The sequence below is a fragment of the Chryseobacterium sp. CH25 genome (assembly GCF_004119455.1).
In the GTDB taxonomy this organism is placed as follows: domain Bacteria; phylum Bacteroidota; class Bacteroidia; order Flavobacteriales; family Weeksellaceae; genus Chryseobacterium.
The window spans coordinates 134193-157760 of record NZ_NRQT01000002.1 but is presented as its reverse complement, the minus strand read 5'-3'; the positions used below and the strand labels follow the sequence as shown (position 1 = coordinate 157760).

Below are 23568 nucleotides of genomic sequence, written 5' to 3'. Positions count from 1 at the left end.
ATATTTTCTGGGATTTATCTCAGATTTTTAAAATTACCTCAGCAGCATGATCACTGGCTCCTTTACCACCAAGCTTTTCTCTCAAAAGGCTGTAGTCATTAAGGACCTGCTCTCTTTTTCCTCCTTCTAAAATTTTATTGAGTTCATCCACCAGATTTTTAGTGTTCAGATCACTCTGGATAAGCTCTTTCACTACTTCTCTATCCATAATAAGGTTCACTAATGAAATGTAATTGATATTTTTCACCAGTCTTTTGGCTATGGCATAAGAAACAGCACTTCCACGATAGCACACCACTTCAGGAATATTCAACAAAGCTGTTTCTAAAGTTGCTGTTCCGGAAGTTACTAAAGCTGCTTTTGAGCACCTCAACAGATCATATGTTCTGTTCGAAACAAAGTGTACATTATCATCCACATATTTCTCATAAAACTCCTTAGGAAGACTTGGGGCTCCAGCAATCACAAACTGATAATTTTTAAAGTGCGGTCTTACGGAAAGCATAATTTCAAGCATCTTTTCAACTTCCTGTTTTCTTGAACCCGGCAAAAGCGCAATGATCTCCTTTTCATTCAACCCATTCTCTTTTCTGAAATCATCGATACTGATTTCTTTTAAATCAGAAATTGCATCCAGCAACGGGTGCCCTACGAAGTGAGAATGAACACCATGTTTTCTATAAAAATCTTCTTCAAACGGAAGAATAACCATCATTTCATCTACATATTTTTTGACAGTCTCTACTCTTCCTTCTTTCCAGGCCCAAAGCTGTGGAGAGATATAATAAATCACTTTAATACCCAGTTCTTTGGCAAATCTGGCAATTCTTAGGTTAAAACCGGGATAATCCACCAGAATCAGAACATCTGGTCTGTTATTCTGAATATCTTCTTTGCAGAACTTAATATTATTTAAAATGGTTCTCAGATTCATGACCACTTCCAGAAATCCCATGAATGCAAGATCACGATAATGTTTCACTAAGGTTCCACCTTGAGCCTTCATCAGATCACCGCCCCAAAACCTGAATTCTGCATTCGAGTCTTTTTGTTTGAGGGCTTTCATCAAATTACTTCCATGAAGATCACCGGAAGCTTCTCCTGCAATAATATAATATTTCATTTCTTCCGAAATCTTTTTTTTGTTTTAATAACCGTTAGAACAAGCCTATACATTGTATCATGGGCAGCTTCTATGGTAAGGATAGAGAACAAATTAAAATATATATTGATCTTAATTTGTAAATTTGTTCAAAGATAATGATAAAAATGTCAGAAGAATTTGAAATCCGAAATAAAGTTGCTGAAAGCGGCCTTATCAATTTTGACCTTACCACTTTACTTCCAAAAGGGGAAAGGAAAGGTATTGATCTTAAAGATTTTCTTTTCCAGGAGATGATCCTGAAGGAAAAAGATTTCCGTGAAAAAGTGGAAGCTATTAACGTTGAAGAATATAGAGATTCATACATCTATATATACAATTCTGTAGACACCATTATACCGCTTTGGGCTTATTTTGTATTAACGGCTAAGCTTACTGATGTATCAAAAAAGATAGTCTTTGGAAACCGTGAGGACCTGGAAGTTATTCTGATGCATAATGCTATCCAAACCTATGACTTTGATGATATGAGAGGAAAAAGAGTTTTGGTAAAAGGATGCTCAGATAAAGAAATTCCTGAAAATGCTTACATTGAGCTGGTGGAACAGCTAAAACCTATTGTAAAATCACTGATGTTCGGAGAAGCTTGCTCTAATGTTCCAATCATAAAGAATTAAGAACCAGTCTTTACTAATTGATGATTTTTCATTCTGTTAATCATTTATCTTTATTGTGAGCAACAGTAGGATAGTCTGAAACAGTGGTCTGAAAATTTTAACAATAATTATGAATCCTAATTATTTTGTGAGGCATATTTTTTGATAACTTTGAGTCAATTAATACTTAATAAACACAAAAATGAGCTTACTAGACCTACTTACAGGGAACACAAGCAACCAGGTTGCTGAACAGGCTGAAAACAAATTCGGAATTAATAGAAATCAGGTAATTGCATTATTAGCAGTAGCTACTCCTCTTATCATTTCTTATCTTAGAAATAAATCTCAGGATGCCAAAGAAGCTGAAGCTTTAAACAGCGCTTTAGAGAAAGACCACAATGGAAGTATCTTAAATGATCCTTCACAAATTGAAGCAAGACAGGCTGAGGGTGGATCTATTCTTGATCATATCTTTGGTGGACAAAAGAGTACAGTAGAGAACCAATTATCACAAAATACAGGAATTTCAATTGACAAAATAGGACCTATTCTTGCCATGCTGGCACCAGTTGTGATGGGATACATCGGTCAGCAGAAACAACAGAGCAATGTTGGAGCAGGCGGTTTAGGAGATCTTTTAGGAGGAATCCTAGGGAATGCCTCAAATCAGGCACAGACTCAACAGTCTAGCCCATTAAATGACATTCTTGGAAGTGTTTTGGGGAATGGAGGACAGGCTCAGTCATCAGGAAATCCATTGAATGATATCTTAGGCAGTGTACTTGGTGGTGGTGGAAACCAACAGCAACAAGGTGGCGGACTAGGAAGTATTCTTGGAAATATTTTTGGAAAATAATTAATTTAATTTGTCATAGAAAAGGCCGGAGAAAATTTCTCCGGCCTTTTTACTGTTCTTATTTTTTAGCTTTATCTTCCGATGTTGCAAAAGATTTTGAAGCTTTTCTAGGTCTTCTTTTCCCGTAATTTCCGGAATTAATCTTACCTCTTCTTGATTTCTTATCTCCCTTTCCCATAGTAATAAAGTATTTGTTGTTATTACGAATTTAGGGAATACATGATTACTATCCAACTATTTAAGCTGTTAAAGTTTTATAAGAAAGGAAGATGGAGGCTGGGAGATGGAAGTTCTATTTGTCGTTAATGAAATATTTCTTTGATAAATCCATTACAACCAAGGATGTTTATTTATATCTTAATCTTCAGAAACATCCAGCACCCATCACCCACTTCATATTATACTTTAACTGTTTTCCATTTTCCTTTTCTAAACAGAATAAAGGCAACAATTGTAATTAAAGTCTCTGCAGCTGGAATGGAAATAAATACTCCTTTAGGTCCCATTTCAAAATATTTGGAAAGAAAATAAGCTAAAGGAATTTGAAATAGCCAAAATCCAAAAAGGTTTACCCATGTTGGTGTCCACGTATCTCCTGCCCCATTAAATGCATTAATCATTACCATTCCAATTCCATAAAAAATAAAACCTATACTCATGATATGGAGTGCATTTTTAGCAAAATCTTTGATCTCTAATTCCTGAGTAAAGAAACTCACTAAGAAATTACCGAAAAGAACAAATATTAAACTTACAATCACCATAAAAATCACATTATACTTAACTGTTTTCATGACAGATTGTTCTGCTCTCAGCATTTCATTCGCCCCCATGTTCTGCCCTACCAGTGTAGATGCTGCATTACTTAATCCCCAGGCAGGAAGCATAAAGAACATCATTAACCTTAGGGCCGTCTGATATCCTGCAGAAGCATTTTCACCGCCTGTAGTGGCTACCAGTTCCGCCAAAAAAATCCAGCTACATGAAGCAATAACAAACTGGAAGATTCCTGGAGTAGCAATTTTTATAATGGATTTAATTAATTCAGAATCTGCTTTAAAATAAGGGAGTTTAATCCTGATCTGTGTATCGGCTACTAAAAGATGATATAACTGATATATTACCCCGATACTTCTTCCAATAGTAGTTGCTAGAGCAGCACCGGTAAGTCCCATTGCAGGAATAGGTCCCAGGCCTTTAATCAGGACAGGACAGAGAATAATGTTGGCAATATTGGCAATCCACAGACTCTTCATTGCAATCATTGCATTTCCAGCTCCTCTGAAAATCCCGTTGATAAGGAATAGAAGCATAATAATAGTGCTGCTTCCCATCATAATTCTTGTAAAGTTCTTTCCATAAGCAGCCGCTTCCGGTCTTGATCCCATCAAAATCAAAATTTCTTCCGCATAAACAACTCCCAGAATACTTAAAACAAGCGTAATTACAAATGAAACCAGTAACACCTGTGCTGCACTTCTGGATGCCTGTTCAGGGTTTTTCTCACCAATTCTTCTAGCCACCATCGCTGTTGCTGCCATACTCATCCCAATCGCAATGGAGTACATTACGGAAAGAACAGACTCCGTAAGCCCCACCGTCTGAATGGCAAAACCACTCTCCTTCAGATGTCCTACAAAATACAGGTCTACCAATGCAAATACTGACTCCATCGCCATTTCCAACATCATTGGAATCGCCAGAAGCAGAACAGCACTCCTGATATTTACTTTCGTAAAATCAGTTTCTTCTCCACTAAAGGCTTTTTTTAAAAAGTCAATATACTTTGCCATAATTCTTCTTTGTTTGAAATACAAAAATATTCATTCAGAAACAATTACGGATTAGCATATGGAAAGTTTTTCATAAATTAAATATGATTTAACCATACACAACCATATCCTGATGATAAGAAATTAATGTCATTATATTTTTTTTAAAAACAAACCTCAAAAGCTTCCTCTTTGGAAGTTTTTTTATTTATTAAACCTTATATTTGCCAGCTAATAAAAAAAACTACATCCATGAAAACAAAGTACCTTTTTTATGCATTAGGATGCATAATGAGTTTTGGACAAATTAAAGCTGCCGATCTATACGTCCGTGATTTGGGAGCGGGAGGAGCTTATTCTACAATTTCTGCTGCCATAACTGCAGCCAATAATGGTGACCGTATCATTATAAAACCTAAAATTGGAAATGTTCCTTATTTGGAGAATCTTACCATCAACAAGTCCCTTACTTTTGTTTCTGAAACCAATTTCAGCAAATATAATGTTCAGGGTAACATTACTATTGTACCAGCTGCAGGCAGAGTAATAAACCTTCATAACATGTATGCTTTCCAAAGTAGTATTAGTACAACCGCTACAACTTTTACAGGAGGAAGATGTACCATTAATATCGTGAATTGTACAGCAGATTCATCTTTCGATTTTAGTACTTCTAAAAATGTTACTGCCAATGTCTATGGAAGTACTGCCAATGCCTTATATTTCCTACATGGAAAAGTTGTGGGTAACTTCATTGAAACTATTCGTTTAAATAATGATAGTGCACCATTAGCTACCTCTGATGTTTATATTATTGCTAATAAGACTGCTGGAATTGGCTCGAGTACAACAAATTACCCGATAAACATCCTAAACAATGACGTGAGTAATGCTGGTTTCAGTTACGGTCCGGTGGACCTTGCCGAGATAAAAGCAGGATCAACAAATATAGTACAAAACAACAGAATTTTAACAACTAGTGTAGCAGGAACCTATTCTGCTCTTCGTATTTATGGTTCGAACACAGGCATTATCAACATATCAAACAATATTATAAATGCTGCTGGTTCTAATGCTACAGAAATTTCTGCAACAGTTTATCCAACAGTGATTGCTAGTTATAATTTAGCGACTTCTACCTTCAGCGCCACAGGGGTAGATATCCAAAATAACAATATAAGCAGTGCTACTTATGATTTAGATTTAAACCTCCTAATATCCTCTGGAGCAATAATCAATGCAGGAGTACCTGATGAAGAATACCAGGATTTAGATTTAACAAGAAGTGATATTGGTCCTTTGGGAGGGTCAAATTCATGGGCAAATTATTGGCCAAGCAATGCAGGAAACAAGCCAAGAGTAACGTTCCTTAATACTCCGAGAAGAGTATACCTGGGAACCACATCCATCCAGGCAGAAGCAACAGGAATATCCAAATAATATAAATATGAAAACAATGAACAAAAAAATACTCACTGGTATTTTTTCATTATTTGTATTTTTATTTCAGGCACAAATAAAGGTAAATAATGCTGAATACTATTGGGATACTGATCCTGGTGAAGGAAATGCAACAGCTCTGACGGCTGCAGATGGTAATTTTGATAATGTGATAGAAGATATTCTTCAAAATACATCATCTATTCCTTCTGCCAGTGGATTTCATACTTTTGCCATCCGATTTAAGGACAGCCAGGGAAACTGGGGACCTGTTTTTAAAAATATAGTTCATACTGGAAGTCCTACTATTACAGGAGCAGTAAGTCTTACCAATGGAGAATATTTTTGGGACAATGATCCGGGAGAAGGAAATGCTACAGCGCTAACAGCTTTAGACAGTAATTTTGATAACGCCATTGAAGATATTTTACAGAACAACATTTCAATTCCTCAATCTGCAGGTTTTCACGTTTTTAATGTAAGAGTGAAAGATAGCCAGGGCGTATGGGGACCTGTTTTTAAAAATGTTGTTCATACCGGTACTCCTACTATTACAGGAGCAGTAAGTCTTACCAATGGAGAATATTTTTGGGATAATGATCCGGGAGAAGGAAATGCAACTGTATTAACGGCTTTAGATGGTAATTTTGACAATGCTGTTGAAGAAGTTTTGCAGAACAATATTCCAATTGCATCTCCTACAGGCTTCCATATCTTTAATGTAAGAGTAAAAGATAACCAGGGCGTATGGGGACCTGTTTTCCAGAATGTTGTCTATATTGAGACTACTAATTTAGGTACAAAAGAAGTCAAATTATCTAAAAATATAGTTTGTTATCCCAACCCTGCAGATGACATCATCCACTTCAATGTATCCGGTAAAATGAATATCTACTCTATTGAAGGAAGATTGGTTCTTTCTAAAGATAACGTAGACGGAAACAAAGGGATTAATGTATCATCACTTGTTAAAGGAAATTATATTCTAACGATTGAAAATAAGGAAGGAAAATACTCTTCTAAATTCATCAAGAAATAAGATCACTCAAAATAAATGTTGATCATTTTATAAAAAATTTCAACAAAAAATATTTTAAAACTTCCTTCGGGAAGTTTTTTGTTTTAAAAACCTTCAAAAATCTTATCTTTGCAAACATAAAAAAAAGGTTCTAAGCTGAACCTTAAACATTGAACTTTAAACAAATAATTATGTTTCGATCACACACCAACGGAGAGCTATCTCTGAAAAATCTGAATGAAGAAGTTACACTATCTGGATGGGTACAGACTATCCGTGATAAAGGATTTATGATTTGGGTAGATCTTCGAGATCGTTACGGAATTACCCAGCTGGTACTGGACCAGGAGCGTTCTTCTGCCCAACTGATGGAAGAAGCTAAAAAATTAGGCCGTGAATTCGTTATTCAGGCTACCGGAAAAGTAATTGAGAGAGTAAGTAAAAATCCTAATATTCCTACAGGAGAAATTGAGATTTTAGTTGAAAAACTAACCATTCTGAATGATTCTCAGCTTCCACCTTTCACTATTGAAGATGAAACGGATGGTGGAGAGGAATTAAGAATGAAATACCGTTATCTGGATATCAGAAGAAATCCGGTAAAAGATAAATTGATCTTCCGTCACAAAATGGCTCAGAAAGTAAGAAATTACTTATCTGATGAAGGTTTTATTGAAGTGGAAACTCCTGTCTTGATTAAATCTACTCCTGAAGGGGCAAGAGACTTTGTGGTTCCAAGCAGAATGAACCCAGGACAGTTTTATGCATTACCACAGTCTCCACAGACTTTCAAACAGCTTTTGATGGTAGGTGGAATGGATAAATATTTCCAGATTGTAAAATGTTTCCGTGATGAGGATTTAAGAGCCGACAGACAGCCTGAATTTACACAGATCGACTGTGAGATGGCTTTTGTAGAGCAGGAAGACGTAATGAACGTTTTTGAAGGAATGACTAAAACGCTTATCAAAGATATTACAGGTCAGGAATTCGGAGATTTCCCAAGAATGACTTTCGCTGATGCGATGAGAAAATACGGAAACGACAAACCGGACATCCGTTTCGGAATGGAATTCGTAGAACTTAACGAACTTGTAAAAGGAAAGGACTTTAAGATATTCGATGAAGCTGAATTGGTTGTCGGAATCAATGTAGAAGGATGTGCAGACTATACAAGAAAGCAGATTGACGAGCTTGTGGATTGGGTAAAACGTCCACAGATCGGAGCTTCGGGAATGGTTTGGGCTAAGTTCCAGAATGACGGAGTGAAAACTTCATCTGTAAACAAATTCTATAATGAAGAAGATTTAGCGAAGATCATTGAAAAATTCGGAGCTAAAGAAGGAGACTTAATGTTGATTCTTTCCGGAAACGAAAACAAGGTAAGAGCTCAGCTTTCTGCATTGAGAATGGAGCTTGGTAACCGTTTAGGATTAAGAAAAGGAAATGTATTTGCGCCACTTTGGGTTGTTGACTTCCCTCTATTAGAATGGGATGAAGATACTGAAAGATACCATGCAATGCACCACCCTTTCACTTCTCCAAAACCTGAAGATATTCATTTACTGGAAACTGATCCTGGTAAAGCAAGAGCTAACGCTTACGATATGGTACTTAACGGAAACGAAATCGGAGGGGGATCTATCAGAATTTTCGACAGAGATCTTCAATCTAAAATGTTTGACCTGTTAGGATTCTCAAAAGAAGAAGCAGAAGCTCAGTTTGGATTCTTAATGAACGCCTTTAAGTACGGTGCACCACCACATGGTGGTTTAGCATTCGGATTTGACCGTTTGGTAGCGATTCTTGATGGAAATGAAGTAATCAGGGATTATATCGCATTCCCTAAGAACAATTCCGGGCGTGATGTCATGATTGACGCACCAGCTTCCATTGCTGATGCACAACTCGATGAACTAGAGTTAAAATTAAATTTAAAAGCATAAATTTAAAGCGGGGTATTTGCCCCGCTTTTTTATTATACCAGTAACTGTGAATATGGATTTCAATAAATTAACTCCAGAATTACTTGTAAGCAATCTCGATCAATCTAAATTGTTTTATGTAACTCAACTTGGATTTACCATAGAGTTTGAAAGAACAGAAGATCGATTTGCTTTTATTTCATATGAAGGGTCTCAATTTATGCTTGAAGAAGATCATCCTGAAGCATGGCTTACCGATACTCTTTCATTTCCAAGGGGAAGAGGGATTAATTTTCAAATTGAAGTAATTGACCTGAACAATATTATCACAAATATTACAAAATACAATGTCCCTTACTTTAGAGAACCCAAAGAAGAATGGTACAGAATAAATGATCAGGAAGAAGGAGTAAGAGAATTATTAATCCAGAATCCTGATGGATATCTCTTAAGATTTCAACAATATCTGGGTGAACGGAAATACAGAGATAATTCTCAGAAATAAAAAAATATTGATTGTATTTTCAAAAAAATAAAAACGGGAAATATGTACTTCCCGTTTTTTATTTCTATTTCATTTTCAAAATCTGTTCTCTTCCAGGTCCTGTAGAAAGATATCCTACAGGAATCTCCAGTTCTGTTTCCAGAAAAGACAGGAAATCCTTTAGTTCTTCCGGAAGTGCAGAAGATTCTTTAATCACTGCAAAATCCGCATTCCAGCCATCCAGCCATTTGAATATTGGTTTTGCATTTTCAGGAAGTGTTCCTGCTGTAGTTTCAACAGATCCATCTTCCAACTCATAATGAGTACAGATTGCTACAGATTTCAGCCCACTTAAAACATCAGCTTTCGTTAGAACCAACTGAGTTACTCCATTAATCATTACAGCATATCGCAAAGCCGGAAGATCCAGCCAGCCTGTTCTTCTCGGACGTCCTGTATTGGAACCGAACTCATTCCCCTTCGTTCTGATCTCTTCACCCATTTCATCCAAGAGTTCTGTAGGGAATATTCCATTTCCTACTCTTGTACAATAAGCTTTAGCAATTCCGTAGATCTCAGCGATTTTTTTAGGAGAAATCCCTAATCCACTACAAGCCCCTGAAGCAGTAGTTGAAGAAGAAGTTACATAAGGATAAGTACCATGATCTATATCCAGTAATGCAGCCTGAGACCCTTCTGCTAAAATTGTTTTCCCTTCGGATAAAGATTTGTTCAGGAATAACTCGGTTTCTGTACAATTGAATTGTTTTAAAAACTCAACTGCATCAAAAAACTCTTCACGAATTGACTCTAAAGATGGTAATTCCATACCTCCATCAGACAAAAACTGATAATCTCTCTCTAAAATTCGGTCTACCCTTTCCTGAAAGTCTGGCGAATACATATCTCCGATTCGCACATTCTGTCTTAAAATTTTATTTGAATATGCTTGTGCAATACCATTCTTTGTTGTTCCTATGGTTGTATAAGCCGGATTTTCTTCCATAAAAATATCCAGAAGCTTATAAGTAGGCAGTACAAAATGAGCCTTTTTAGAAAAAATCAAATTTTTCTCTGGCTGAAGTGTACCATCGAACTTTTTTAAATTCAGAATTTCAGTTTTAAAACTTACCGGATCAAGAACAGTTCCTGTACCAATAACATTCTGTACCCCTTGCATAAAAATACCCGAAGGAATCATTTTAAGGGTAATTCTCTTCCCATTTCTTTCAATACTATGTCCAGCATTCGAGCCACCATTGAAACGGGCAGCAATATCATAATTTTCACTGATAAGATCAATAAACTTTCCTTTTCCCTCATCTCCCCATTGAAGTCCTAATACAATATCCATATCATTATTTTTATGATGCAAAGCTATGGCAGTTTGAAAAGGAGACCATTGCCATTTGACAAAAACGTGTTTCTGTGAATCTGAACCAGATTTTTTCAGCAATATTTTTTATAAGTTTTGGCTAAAGCCAATGGAAGGTTTTTAAAATGACAGAACGGGCTAAAGCCCGTTCCTATTGAATGTTTATAGTTCGTTTATTTAATTTAACGCGTTTGTTATAGTCTGTGAAAATATATTTCGATGATAATATCACCTTTATACTTCTGAATTAAAACCGCATTATTCATTAATATTCCTTCTGATTCTGCTCAACGATGAAGGTGTCACTCCAAGATAAGAAGCTAACATAGATTGCGGAACTCTGTTGGCAAGCCCCGGATAATGATTCAAAAAATGAATATATCTGGATTTTGCATCCTGATTGAGCATAATGCTGGCAACTTTAAGCTTATTTTCGGCAACAAATCCATGAATTCTGGCAAATAAAACAGGCCAGATCGTAATTTTCTCTTCTAATATTTTAAAATGATTGAGATCTATGACAAGTAAAATAGCATCTGTAATGGCTTCTATGTACTCGTGGGCAGGAAGCTGATCTGTGAAGCCCTGAAAATCTCCAATAAAACGACCTTCATAGATAAAATAACGGGTAAAATCATCCCCCTCTTTATTGTAATACAAAGAACGGAACACGCCTTTCTTTACAAAAGCAATTTTTTGGCTTACTTTTCCTGCTTCTACAAAAATTTCTGCTTTCTTTACAGGAATTTCCTGGATACCTTCTGCAATCAGAAGCTCATCCTGAGCCTTTAGTAATCCAAATTTTTTGATGTAGTTAAAAAGTTCTTCCATGATATTTTATCCACAGATTGTGGAAAAGTAAAGGTATAAAAGTAGAACTTAAAAACAATTGTCATTTGGTAAAAAACGAATTAACAGCTTACAATGGTCTGGAAAATATGAAAAAACTGCTTTAGCAAGGAAGTTTGCATAATAAAAAGTTTTGTATTTACTGTATGATATTGTCTAGTTTATATATTTTTGCACAAAACTATAATTATGGAAGAAACACTGAGTGTTCATATTAATTTTAATGAAAATATTGTCCGTAAACAATTATGGCATCACTTTTATTACTCCTGGAAAAAGAAATTGCCTACTATTTTTCGAAACTTCCTATATGCCTTGTTGGTCATTTTTATTTTTGATAGTCTTATCGGCAAGAAAACCAGGTATGACTTTTTCCAGTTTGCCCTTCTATTTTTTGGACTTGCCTGCCTTTTTTATCTTATCCACTTTTATTATCAGAAGGCCAATTACTCTATTAAGATAGATAAACATATTGATGAAGTAAAAGGATATCATCCTATAACAGAATTATATTTTGATGAAAAAAACTTTCAAGTCAATAGTGAGCTTTACAATATAAGAAGTCTTTGGAAAAAGATCACTTATGAAGTTTCTGATACAATTATTATGTTACACATTGATATAGGTACAATCTTTACATATCTCATCAGTAAAGAAGAAACAGATCAATATACAGAGATACTCAATTTTTTGAAACATAAAGCAAAATTGAAAAACAAATAAAAAACTCCTGCATTATTTTGAATGCAGGAGTTTTTATTTTAAATCATGATAGATAACTATTTATTGTAAACGTGTATATCTCTCTGTGGAAAAGGGATTCCGATTTCTGCTTTATCTAAAGCTTCTTTACAATCAATAATAAGTTCTTCATTCAGTTTCCAGAAGTTTTCTGTAGTGGCACTCACTCTAACCGATAAGTTAATGGCGCTGTCTCCCAATGCTGTTACCATTACCTGAGGAGCAGGCTCAGAAAGAGCATATTGATTCTTTTGAATAACTCTCATCAGAACCTCCTTCGTCTGCTTAAGATCTGCATCATAAGCAACCCCAATATCCAGAGACGTTCTTCTTGTCCCTAATTGTGTGAAGTTGGTAATACTGTTATTAGAAACCACCCCATTAGGAATAATGATTAACTGATTTTGAGGTGTAATCAGTTTTGTATGGAATATATCAATGGCCTGTACCGTTCCTGAAACGCCTGAGTTGGTAGATATAAAATCTCCTATTTTAAATGGTTTTAATAACAGAATAAGGATTCCACCTGCGAAGTTTGTCAAAGATCCCTGCAAAGCAAGGCCTACCGCTAAACCTGCAGCACCAATCATGGCTACAAACGCTGAAGTCTGTACTCCTAATTGAGTTACTACTACAATAAAGAGAAGAATATTAAGTCCCCAATTGATAATATTAAGAAGGAAGTGCTGTAAAGAAGCTTCCATATTACGTTTTTTGAAACCTTTCGCAACCAGTTTCTTAATCATTCTGATCATCCATGATCCAATCAGATAAATCAATAATGCAGATACTACTGCAGTAAAGATTCTCGGTGCCCATGAAATGGCTGAAGTTATTAAGGTGTCCCAATGTTTTTGAAGGTTGTTCAATTGTAAATCGTCCATTTTTTATACTACTTATTTTTATATATCATTACAGATACTCATTCCTGTAGTGGCAAGTTTTAAAATGAATCTGAATAGAAAACATAGTTTTATTTAACCTTAACTCTTTGGAAGTTAAAATTAATGGTTATATGCATTACAATAGATTGACTGCTGAACAGATAGTTCCAGCTTACTCAATGATCATTTTAGAATTTGAATCTTGCCAGGAAGAATAATTCGGGGCAATTATTACAAAAAAAATACCGAAGTCTCTTTTCAGAGAAAAAATCTTAATATAAAGTAGATTTTGAACAGTAAAAATTAAAGATTTACGGCAATTTTGCAGCCAGGCTTTCCGGTAAAAGTCTCAGGATATGATAAATCATTTTCCACTTAAAATTAGGAACAATAGTAAAAGAATTCCCAGCATTCACAATGAATTTCGCAACATAATCCGGTTCCATAATTAAAGACTCATTAAGCTCCAATCCTTCATTAATCTTTGTTCTGATATAACCTATTACCAAAGCATTAACGGTTATTTTTCTGGAAGCTAATTCTTGTCTTAATCCTGCCAGATATTGGGTAAATGCAGCCTTTGTACTTCCGTACACAAAATTACTTTTTCTTCCTCTTACTCCTGATAGTGAAGAAAGCCCGATGATTCTTTCCAGATTTTTATTGATTTCATCCATTGCTATGATACTCAGAATAGAAACTCCACCCATATAATTAACTTCCATCATTTGCTTGGCTACTTTAAAGTCTCTCAGAGCCTTTTGATTATCTACCAGAAAACCTGCTGAATATACAGCAATATGAGGTTTTACAGAAAGATCGTTATAAAACTGCTGATGGGAATCAAAATCTGCAGCATCAAAATACAAAACAGTTACTTTTTTCTGATCCAGATTATTAGTTACAATAAAATCTTCTAATGATTTTGTATTTCTGGAAGCCGCCATTACCGAGAAACCTTTTTCAAGATATTGAATGATGCATTGTTTTGCTACGTCTGAATTGGCTCCTAAAATGAGAACAGTTTTGTTTGTGTTTTGATTCATATGGCAAAGATAATTTTTTATTAAACACTAATTTCACAAATGAGCACAACGGTTCTGGTTATCACAAAATTTTAAATCTTTTATGAGATTCTTCACTACGTTTTGCTTCGTTCAGAATGACAAATAGAAGTTTTTTAATAGGTATAACTTAAGGTTTTATAAAAAAAATTGCGGCGGGTGAACTTCGTTCACCCGCCGCAGCTAAATATTTTCAGACTGAATAAAAAATTATTTCTTTTCTTCAGTTTCTGTTTCTTTTTTATCCGCTGATTTATCAGCAGTTTTTGCTTTATCTCCGAAACGAGTTTCTGTCATTTCTCTGGAAACAGCTGCTTTTTCAAACTTAAGCTTTCCTGATAATGTTTCAATGACAAAACCATCATCCTGAACCTGAGCAATTCTTCCGTGAAGACCTGAGGTAAGAACTACTCTAGTCCCTACTTTAAGGGTTTCCTGAAAGTTTTTTTCCTGCTTCTGCTTCTTCATTTGAGGTCTGATCATCAGGAAATAAAATCCTACAAACATCACACCCATCATGATCAGCATCATAGATGAAGAACCCTGTGGCTGTGCCTGTAAAAATAATGTCAACATATTTTTAAAATTATGGTTGAATGTTCGCAGTGAACGTTAATTTGATTGGAGCTTTGTCTACGTTTGCAAAAACATCTGCATATTTCTGAACATTTCCATCAAAGTTTGAAGAGTCAAAATGCAATGTAATTTTTCCTTTTTTACCTGGCATAATAGGCTCTTTTGTAAAATCAGGAGCTGTACATCCACATCCAGGCTTCACTTCAGAAATAACCAACGGATTTTTTCCTGTATTGGTAATTTCGTATACGTGCTCTACTTTATCTCCTTTTTTAATTTTTCCAAAATCGAAGTTGCTTTCGGATAAAGCGATAGAAGTAGATGGTCCGTTAGAAACCGGTGCAGCAGGAGCTTCTCCTGTTACAGATGCAGCAGCAGAATCAGTTGTTGCAGGAGTTCCTACAGCAGCAGTAGAATCAGTAGCTACAGCTTCAGGGCTTTGAGTTTCTTTGTTTTCTTTTTTGCATGAAACTAATCCAAAGCCTATAATTGACAAGGCGATAATTGATAACGTCTTTTTCATTTTATATTCTATTTTGATCTTTACAATATTTATCTAAAATACCATTAATGAAGATATTTGAGCGGTCTGTAGCAAATACTTTTGCAATCTCAATATATTCATTAATAATTACTCTTGAAGGGGTGAAGGCGAAACTATCAAGCTCTGCGATAGCTGTCGACAAGATTACTTTGTCCATCAGGGAAATTCTTTCAAGATCCCAGTTTTCCAATCTTTCTTCCAGCTTTTTCTCATTGTTTTCCCAGTTATTCAGGGTATCTTTCAATAATTTAGCAGCGAAAGTCTTGTCTTCTTCATCTTTAATCATTTTGATTAAAGTTCGGCTTTCTTCATCTTCTCTTAGGAATCCGATTGTTTTTTGCACCATGGAATTGGCAATATGGATATCATCATACCATGAAAGTTCTTTATCTCCAAGATAATCGTGGAAATCATCATTTTCAGCAATATATCTTAAAAATAATTTCCCGATAAATTTCTGATCTTCTTCAAAAGAATAACCTTCTTCTTTCATGAAATCCTGATAACGTTTTCCAGCAGTAATTCTTTGGAAAGTCTTTACCAATAAATCATCATGCATATCCCATTTCAGCTGCTTGTGCTGACCTGTGAAGAACAATCTTTCTGGATTTTCTTCCAGCTTAAGCAATACCTGGTTGTTGATGAATTTTTGGTTAGGATTAATATCAGCATCGGTTTTAAGAAATTTATTCTTACCGATTTCAATTTGATGCTCAGCCAATTCTTTTAGACCTACTAAAAAATTAAGCTGATAGATATAGAGATAATAGATTTTCTCTATTCCAGCGAACATGTTTTTCTCTAAAACATCAAATTTCACAGGGTTCTGATAGTATGAATACACTGCCTGTACTACTTTTTCACGGATTTGTCGTCTTCCTAACATTCAAAGAGCTTTTTAATGAGTGCAAAGATACAAAATTTAAAATTGATGAGATTCGTAGTCTGATGACATTTTTGTAATTTTGTAAAACTATATGAAAGCGCTAAAAACCTTAAACCCCTATTTTTGGAAACACAAAATGCTGTTGTTTTGGGGGGTACTATTCATCATTGCCAGTAATTTTTTCAATATATATAAAGTTCAGTTTGTAGGTAAATCTGTAGATGAGCTTACCAAAAGTGGAAACCTTGGGTTCAATCAACAGGTACTTATCTATGTTGGAATTATTGTAGGCTGTTCACTTCTAACCGGATTCTTCACTTTTATGATGCGACAGACTATTATTGTTGCTTCCAGAAGAATTGAATATGAATTGAAGAATAAAATTTACAGACATTATCAGGATTTATCTTTAACCGATTATAAGCAAACCACCATCGGAGATTTAATGAACAGGTTAAGTGAAGATGTGGTAGCAGTAAGAATGTATCTTGGACCAGGGGTAATGTATGTGGCCAATCTTATTGTTCTTGTTCTGATTACGGCAATTTATATGGTAAAAACGGATGCTTACATGACGATGTGGACCTTGCTTCCCCTTCCTATATTATCTTTTGCGATCTATAAGGTAAGCTCTATTATCAATAAAAAGTCGAAGATCATGCAGAAAAGCCAGTCTGCAATTTCAACTTTTGTACAGGACAGCTTCTCCGGAATCCGTGTGGTGAAATTTTTCGCAAAAGAAAAATACATTGAAAAAAACTACGGAATAAAAGTAACCGACTACCAGAATAAAGCATTGGATCTTGCCAAAACAGAAGCTTATTTCTTTACCATCATCCTGTTTGTTATTGGCTTACTGAACGTTGCCATTATCTGGATTGGAGGTACAAAATATATTGCCGGAGAATTAAGTATTGGTAAAATCGCGGATTTCTTTATGTATATCAACACCCTGATCTTTCCGTTCTCTATGGTAGGCTGGGTAACATCTGTTAATCAGAGAGCTGAAGCGTCTATGCAAAGGATTAATGAGTTCATGGATAAAAAATCGGAGATCATCAATACGAACTTTGAGAACTATCCTATTAAAGGAGATATAGAATTCAGAAATGTATCTTACGTTTATCCCAATACAGGAATCCGGGCGCTGGATAATTTAAGCTTTAAAGTTAAAGCCGGAGAATCTCTTGCTATTATGGGCAAAACAGGAAGTGGGAAGTCTACCATTGCGCTGCTTTTATGCAGACTGATTGATCCTACTGAGGGGGAAATTCTGATTGATGGGAAGAACCTGAAAGAGCACAACCTGAGCAACTACAGAAACTTCCTGGGCTATATTCCTCAGGAGAGTTATTTATTCTCTGATTCCATTGAAAATAATATCGGATTTGCCATAGATCATCCATCACATGAAAAAGTAATTGAGTATGCTCAGATCGCAGATGTGCACAAAAATATTGTTGAGTTTAAGGAACAATATAAAACACTTGTTGGTGAACGTGGGGTGATGCTTTCGGGAGGACAAAAGCAAAGAATTTGTATTGCAAGAGCCCTAATTAAGGACCCTAATATCATTATTTTTGACGATTCTCTGTCTGCTTTAGACACCGAAACAGAGCAGAATATTCTTGAAAATATTGACCGAAAAATCAGTAACGCTACATCCATAATTATCACACACAGAGAGTCTAGCGCTCAAAAAGCTGATCAAATCCTTAACCTTACCGAAATTACCAATTCTGTAACCGCATAGCTGTTTCATTCCTAATTGTTAAATAAATCATAAAAAAAATTTTGTGATTAAAAGAATTCTTTTATATTTGTTCTTAACAAGATTAAAAAATATCTAACAATGAGTGAATACAAGGAACGCCATGAAAATGAGATTTTCACTAAGGTGTTAAAAGCAGGGAGAAGAACTTATTTCTTTGATGTGCGCGAGACGAAAGCAGGAGATTATTATCTTACAATCACTGAGAGTAAGAAGAATTTCGGAGAGAATGGGGAAGCTACATTCGAGAAGCATAAAATTTACCTTTATAAGGAAGATTTTAAGAGTTTTCAGGAGATGTTTAATGAGTCCACAGATTTCATCATTAACGAAAAGGGTGAGGATGTAATTTCAGAAAAACATGACAAAGATTTCAAAAGCAGATCTTACACAATAGACTCTGACGACGAAGTTTAAAAAAGAATATCTAAAAACACAAGCATCTGAAAAAGATGCTTTTTTTATGTCTTGAAATTTTATATTCAGTTATCAATAGTCATTCACTCAATATATAAAAACGGTACGCTTTAAAAGCGTACCGTTTTATTTTTAGTTTATACATACTCTCGCTTTATCTGCGATAATATGGTTGGATCCTGTATTTCATTGTCTTTGGCTAGCAATAAGACCTTAGACAATACTTCTGCTGATTTTGGATCATCATCTGCAAAAGGTAGGAATAACCTTCCTCTATGTTGAGAATGTACAGGAAGAATAGATAAATATTTACCCGGAGTCTGATGAACAACCGCGCTTCCCAAATGTACACTGTATTCTGCCATCTCCCCTTTTACCAATACATGTGAACCTTCAATTCTCACATTATCCAGTTTGAACAGACGGGCAGTTTCTTTCATCAATACCGCTCTCATTTCAATAGATGAATGGCTGGCTTCCGGATCTACTCCTCCCACATGTGCCACAGAAACTACCAGATCTACATCCCTCATAACCTCTGAAAATAGCCTTGGATTAATTTTTTCAAAAGGAATATTCTTATAGTCTTTTAATGAGTGAAACTCTATGGTTTCAAGAGTCGGACTTTCTATATCCGCAGGCGAGAACCAGTCTGCCATTGCATATAATTTCACCTGAAAGCCTTCTTTATGATATACTTTCTGTAATCCTTCTTCATAATCTACCTTCCACCCTCTTGTTTTAAGCAAAGCTAATGTCTGTTTTGGCTGAATCTGATGTCCTGCATATCTACGGGAAATAGATTTTTCCTTCAATTCGTCAGGGGTAGGAACATATAGTTCTCTGAATATCTGCTTAAACGGCTGGATTAATTTTTCTTTAAAGCAATAATGCTGATAATCGCTCCATACAGAATGTTCATGCAGGTCTACACAATGCGCAATACGTAAAGTACTTTCATCACCCAATTCCTGAATTTCTCCATGAGAATTTACAAGATTTCCATCATGGTAAAAGCCTATTTTATCATCGTTGGAAATAAACACCAACTTTTCCAGGTGTTTTACAATAACAGGATGTTCAAAAAGGGTTTTAATTTCTTTTAAGAAGAATTCATCACCTCTTATCATAGCTTCTTCCAAACCTTTTCTGGAACGGGTCCATTGCTCACGCATAATTTTGCGGTTATTGGTTAATTCCACAATGGCTTTATCTTTCTTAATTTTCGGTGGAATAGATTTCAGCTGTTTATCGTCTCTGAAAACAACCAGCTCAGCCTTCCCGTTATCTTCTATAATTAATCCAACAGTTACTTCATCAATGGTCACTTGGGTTTCTTTTGATAGAAGAGCCTGAATCTGCTTGGTTTCCATTGCCCAGGTAAGTCTTACCGGATCAGGATAACCAGCATTTCTAGCTAAATTCTCAAGGGCTACACGAATTGCCAGAGCTTCACTAGACTGTTTCATAGAACCAAACTCTTTACTTTCTTTTTTGAACTGCTGGATGTATTCATATCTACTCAATACATCTTTCCCTGGATTTGTTTTACTTAAAGGAACAAGCCCGTAAACACGGAGATAATCCTGATCACGCTTATCTTTTACTTTAGCTGTAACTTCTTTGATCTTTAAGCTTCCGGATAGCGTATCAGAATAAAGCCTTGCTCTACGGTGTCCGTTTCCATCAGATATATACTTTGCAGACTCGTATAGCATCTCCCAGCGGGCTTTACCAAGTTCTTTGTAAGCTTTTGTAAACCAATCTTTATCCACAGCACCATCTTTAAATTCCTGGATATCTACAGATGAATATTTCGCCACTTCACTTTCAAGCTTCGCATTTTGCTCTTCATAAGCTCCGGTTTTGGTATGGGCATGCATCCACCAAATTGCAGAATCCAGTCCTTTCCAACCTAAAAAATTACTGATAAGCGGCTGCCATTGCGGTGCATATACTGCTGCCTGAATTAATCTGAGCTCTGTAATTTTCTCTTTCTTCATCATGTCATCAAATACCTTCTGTGTATCACTTTCTAAAGGATAACATTCTGAAATGAGTTTGGAGAAGAGCTTTTGCTTAGTCATGCTTTCTCTACTATAACTGTATATATAATTAGCATATAATCCCGATTTACCAAGCCCTTTAAGGATCTGTACTAAACGTTTCGCCCCGTATATTGTCTGAAAATCCTGTACAAAATGGGAAACTGTAGTATTTGCATCCCCACGGATAAGTTCTATATCCAGAAATTTTTCCTGTATTTCCGTAATCATAGGTTTCAGGAAAGGAAATTCTTCCAGATATTTTTCACTGTTATAATAATTGGTTTTTACAGTCGTCAGTTCTCTGATTGCTGAATCAGCGGTTAAAATCCCTTCATACAGTTCTTCTTTGGTGATGAGCTTTAGCTCATAAGCTTTACAAAAGAAATAAAAGTTAGGAACAGATTTGCTGATATTTTCTTTCAAGCCATTATACTGCATCCAACGGTATAAATTCCATCGTTTGATATTTTGCTCATCGGTAAGGCCTGTTCCGGGAACTGTCCATAAGAAAGGCATAAAAAAATCAAGTCTTTGCCAGCCATTTCCCTGATCCTGGTAATAATAATCGTTACTATCTTTTCCTTTATAATTAATTACACTTTCAGGAAGGTTCGCAAAAATCGTACTGGTAGCATCTAAAGCGAAATCCACATGCTCCTCGAATACAAATAGATCTTTTAACGATTGTAAAATCATAATGATTGGATTAGTCCAGGCATATCCATCTTTTAGCGGATTGACTAAAAGATCTTTATAATAAAAAACATAGTTCTCCATAAACTCCCTGAAGACCTTTCTATCGCAATTTTCAGCCAAAGTCAGTAAATACAGATCTCTCGACTGTAAACCTGAATCTAGAAACCACTGTTCCCAAACTTCATGCAATGGATAATTTTCAGCCAATTGTTTCGGTGTAAAACCCTCCGTATTTCTTTTAATCTGACGGAAAGTATTCCCCATCAGCAAAGTAGTTACGGAGCCATCCCATTCTTCAGCATCATATTCGTGATTTTTATGTTGCTGAAATAGATCATAAAGCTTTTTTATTTCTGCTTTTACATCCTCCATCGGTTTTGTAAAGCCATATTTATCTTTTTTAACAGCCTGTGCATATACCGAGTCTGATTCTACTTTTGGTAAAGCAAATTTTGAGACTACGCCAGGATTATAAAAACCATATCCATTGTCTTCAGAGAGTACTGTATCATCTCCGGATGGATTAATCTGATCCAATAAACCCTGTTCTCTTTCTGTTATTTTTGGTCTCTCAGCATATTGCTTTGTCCAGTTGGTAATCTGTGCAGATACTCTTTTTCCCTTTTGAAGCTGAAGCATAATATCTAAGGATGCTGCACGCTGCTCCAAATCACCTTTACTCATCAATTCATCAACTAATGGAATTAGAACATTATCTTCCTGCTCAATCACCAACTCTACAAGCTTTTTACGCAGTACACCACCCTTTCTTTTAAAGAGATCAAAGAAAACCATGATTTCTTCCTTATTTAAAGGGTCCTGTAACAATATATTGATTCCGGAAGCCACCAATGCTTCACCTCTGTCTTTTAAAATTTTAAAAGCAAATTCTCTTTGAAATGCCTTTACTTTCAGTTTCTTCTTTCCTTCTGCATACGACAGTGAGTAACAGTAAAATTCGCGCAATATATTCCTTGCCAGCAATTCACGTAAGGAAAGATCAAATTGATCGAAATAGGAAAGAACAGTATCAAGTTTATGACTATCATCTCCTACCAGATAAAACATGGAAGCATACAGATCACTTTTCTTGAATGTAGCATTCAGCCATGAAAAGATTTTACCCTCAACTTTTTTCTCTTTTATCTCTGTATTTAATGTCAGCTGATGAAGCTTTTCGAAAAACTCCGGATAATCCGGGTTATTAATAAAGAACTTAGAATCTGTATTAGTACTCAAAAGCGTGGACATCGGATAACCGGCAAAAGCCAACACATCAGTATTTCCATCTAAAACAGCCTTATAATACAATGGCATCTGAATATAAGGATCAGCAGTTTCTATAGCAAATTTAATGACCAGACACTTTTTCTCCACATCGCCTTCATCAAACAGCTGATGTAAATAAGGAACTGCTTTTTCAACATCCTTCACTCCCTGAACCCAAAGCGCCATATACACTTCATTATTATTCTTGCTACTCATCGCTTTCGGAATTTCTCCCGGATTCTTAAAGTAATGATCTGCCAATGACAGGATATTCTTTACTACAGATTCTTTTTCTGCCTCCCAACCCAGACCTGTCCATGTATCTATAGCTCTTACAACAGATGAGAAACGGGTCAGCTTCTGGTCAATAATCACATTAATCATATACTCCAAAGCTCCGACACTTGTTTCATCTAAAGCTTCCAATATAGTCTGACGTAATCCTTCCTGTCTTTGAGCTGCCAATAATAACTTTTCTACCAGTTCCCAGCATTTTTTCTGCTCACTATTGAGTAAAGCTTTAATAATACTTAGAGAAACTTTTCCTTCAGGATGCTTATTGAAAATAATATCTTCAATCAATTGATAGATGGCTACATTTCCCGTATCTATCGCGGCAGACCAAATATAAGAACGGCTTGAATTATGAACAAATTCATTGTCATATGTAATTTGTTCTTCCAAAGACAGATCGAAGCTCTGATCGCCATTATAAGAATAAATATAAGGGAAAACCATTAGTTCCCTGATAAAATTAACCTGGTTAAGCATTATATAATCTTCGCGATGAGGAGCACGGAACGAACGTCTGGAATAGCTGCTCTGATACATTTTATAGGGCATTTTATTCCATGCATATTTTACCAGATCTGCATTCTCTCCAAAAAGATAAATTAATAAATTATAATAGTCCTGGTCTTCCCAAATATCGGGTTTAATAAATTCTTTAAGCTTTTCTGCTTCTTTTGACCCTAAAAATACCCTTTCAAAATAATTAGGTTTCCCCTTCAGCAATTTACCTAACTCCGCTACTTCTTTCGTAAGAATTGGTCTATCTGGAAAAAGCGAAGAAGGAATTCCTTGCTCAGCATGTTCCAACAGATCTTTTCGCTGTTTTTCATAAAAGTTTTTGATGAGTTTTTTCGATTCTAATTTTTTTGTGATTTCCATGTATTTTATTTGTTGATATAGT

At 35.5% G+C, this 23568-nt stretch carries 20 protein-coding genes; 9 read left to right on the top strand and 11 right to left on the bottom strand.

What is annotated here, in order from left to right; translation table 11 throughout:
- Positions 1-19: 19 nt before the first annotated feature.
- Positions 20-1123, bottom strand: a complete 1104-nt coding sequence (gene lpxB / locus BOQ64_RS06120) for a lipid-A-disaccharide synthase (RefSeq protein WP_129054243.1) — start codon at positions 1121-1123, stop codon at positions 20-22.
- Between the two features lie 146 nt (positions 1124-1269).
- On the opposite strand from lpxB, the gene BOQ64_RS06115 reads away from it, so the two are divergent.
- Complete coding sequence (locus BOQ64_RS06115; protein WP_129054241.1) at positions 1270-1779, top strand: DUF2480 family protein; 510 nt, start codon at positions 1270-1272, stop codon at positions 1777-1779.
- Between the two features lie 181 nt (positions 1780-1960).
- Entirely contained in the window at positions 1961-2617 is a 657-nt protein-coding gene (locus BOQ64_RS06110; RefSeq protein ID WP_129054239.1) for a DUF937 domain-containing protein, read from the top strand.
- A 58-nt stretch (positions 2618-2675) separates the two neighbouring features.
- Here BOQ64_RS06110 and BOQ64_RS06105 read toward each other — a convergent pair whose 3' ends face one another.
- Positions 2676-2795, bottom strand: a complete 120-nt coding sequence (locus tag BOQ64_RS06105; protein WP_129054237.1) for a 30S ribosomal protein THX — start codon at positions 2793-2795, stop codon at positions 2676-2678.
- A gap of 220 nt (positions 2796-3015) precedes the next feature.
- Positions 3016-4410 carry an MATE family efflux transporter gene (locus tag BOQ64_RS06100; RefSeq protein ID WP_129054235.1) on the bottom strand — a complete coding sequence of 465 codons (1395 nt, stop codon included), beginning with the start codon at positions 4408-4410 and terminating at the stop codon, positions 3016-3018.
- A gap of 231 nt (positions 4411-4641) precedes the next feature.
- Here BOQ64_RS06100 and BOQ64_RS06095 point away from each other — a divergent pair, with 231 nt between their 5' ends.
- From BOQ64_RS06095 to BOQ64_RS06080, 4 genes are all read left to right on the top strand, one after another.
- Positions 4642-5829 (top strand): hypothetical protein, encoded by a 1188-nt coding sequence (locus BOQ64_RS06095; RefSeq protein ID WP_129054233.1) that lies wholly within the window; start codon positions 4642-4644, stop codon positions 5827-5829.
- 16 nt (positions 5830-5845) lie between these two features.
- Complete coding sequence (locus tag BOQ64_RS06090; protein WP_164975767.1) at positions 5846-6868, top strand: T9SS type A sorting domain-containing protein; 1023 nt, start codon at positions 5846-5848, stop codon at positions 6866-6868.
- A 170-nt stretch (positions 6869-7038) separates the two neighbouring features.
- Positions 7039-8793 (top strand): aspartate--tRNA ligase, encoded by a 1755-nt coding sequence (gene aspS, locus BOQ64_RS06085; protein ID WP_129054230.1) that lies wholly within the window; start codon positions 7039-7041, stop codon positions 8791-8793.
- Between the two features lie 52 nt (positions 8794-8845).
- Positions 8846-9277 carry a bleomycin resistance protein gene (locus tag BOQ64_RS06080; protein WP_129054228.1) on the top strand — a complete coding sequence of 144 codons (432 nt, stop codon included), beginning with the start codon at positions 8846-8848 and terminating at the stop codon, positions 9275-9277.
- A gap of 64 nt (positions 9278-9341) precedes the next feature.
- Here the strand turns inward: BOQ64_RS06080 and BOQ64_RS06075 are convergent, their stop codons facing one another.
- Positions 9342-10610: an adenylosuccinate synthase gene (locus BOQ64_RS06075; protein ID WP_129054226.1), complete on the bottom strand. Its 1269-nt coding sequence runs from the start codon at positions 10608-10610 to the stop codon at positions 9342-9344.
- 279 nt (positions 10611-10889) lie between these two features.
- Positions 10890-11462, bottom strand: coding sequence for a Crp/Fnr family transcriptional regulator (locus BOQ64_RS06070; RefSeq protein WP_129054224.1), 573 nt, complete (start codon positions 11460-11462; stop codon positions 10890-10892).
- Positions 11463-11669: 207 nt separating this feature from the next.
- Between BOQ64_RS06070 and BOQ64_RS06065 the strand changes: the two genes are divergently transcribed.
- The gene (locus tag BOQ64_RS06065; RefSeq protein WP_129054222.1) at positions 11670-12203 is read left to right on the top strand and encodes a hypothetical protein; all 534 of its coding nucleotides are present in this window, start codon (positions 11670-11672) and stop codon (positions 12201-12203) included.
- Between the two features lie 56 nt (positions 12204-12259).
- Here BOQ64_RS06065 and BOQ64_RS06060 read toward each other — a convergent pair whose 3' ends face one another.
- From BOQ64_RS06060 to BOQ64_RS06040, 5 genes are all read right to left on the bottom strand, one after another.
- Positions 12260-13105, bottom strand: coding sequence for a mechanosensitive ion channel family protein (locus tag BOQ64_RS06060; protein WP_129054220.1), 846 nt, complete (start codon positions 13103-13105; stop codon positions 12260-12262).
- Positions 13106-13416: 311 nt separating this feature from the next.
- Complete coding sequence (locus BOQ64_RS06055) at positions 13417-14151, bottom strand: SDR family NAD(P)-dependent oxidoreductase (protein WP_129054218.1); 735 nt, start codon at positions 14149-14151, stop codon at positions 13417-13419.
- 228 nt (positions 14152-14379) lie between these two features.
- Positions 14380-14745, bottom strand: a complete 366-nt coding sequence (gene yajC, locus BOQ64_RS06050; protein WP_129054216.1) for a preprotein translocase subunit YajC — start codon at positions 14743-14745, stop codon at positions 14380-14382.
- A gap of 10 nt (positions 14746-14755) precedes the next feature.
- On the bottom strand, positions 14756-15268 hold the full coding sequence (locus BOQ64_RS06045; RefSeq protein ID WP_129054214.1) for a DUF1573 domain-containing protein: 513 nt from the start codon (positions 15266-15268) through the stop codon (positions 14756-14758).
- A 1-nt stretch (position 15269) separates the two neighbouring features.
- The gene (locus BOQ64_RS06040) at positions 15270-16175 is read right to left on the bottom strand and encodes a transcription antitermination protein NusB (protein ID WP_129054212.1); all 906 of its coding nucleotides are present in this window, start codon (positions 16173-16175) and stop codon (positions 15270-15272) included.
- 91 nt (positions 16176-16266) lie between these two features.
- Here BOQ64_RS06040 and BOQ64_RS06035 point away from each other — a divergent pair, with 91 nt between their 5' ends.
- Positions 16267-17928, top strand: a complete 1662-nt coding sequence (locus BOQ64_RS06035; protein ID WP_129054210.1) for an ABC transporter ATP-binding protein — start codon at positions 16267-16269, stop codon at positions 17926-17928.
- A 99-nt stretch (positions 17929-18027) separates the two neighbouring features.
- Complete coding sequence (locus BOQ64_RS06030) at positions 18028-18363, top strand: DUF3276 family protein (RefSeq protein WP_002976288.1); 336 nt, start codon at positions 18028-18030, stop codon at positions 18361-18363.
- Positions 18364-18500: 137 nt separating this feature from the next.
- Here BOQ64_RS06030 and BOQ64_RS06025 read toward each other — a convergent pair whose 3' ends face one another.
- The gene (locus tag BOQ64_RS06025) at positions 18501-23546 is read right to left on the bottom strand and encodes a DUF4132 domain-containing protein (protein WP_129059661.1); all 5046 of its coding nucleotides are present in this window, start codon (positions 23544-23546) and stop codon (positions 18501-18503) included.
- Positions 23547-23568: the final 22 nt, after the last annotated feature.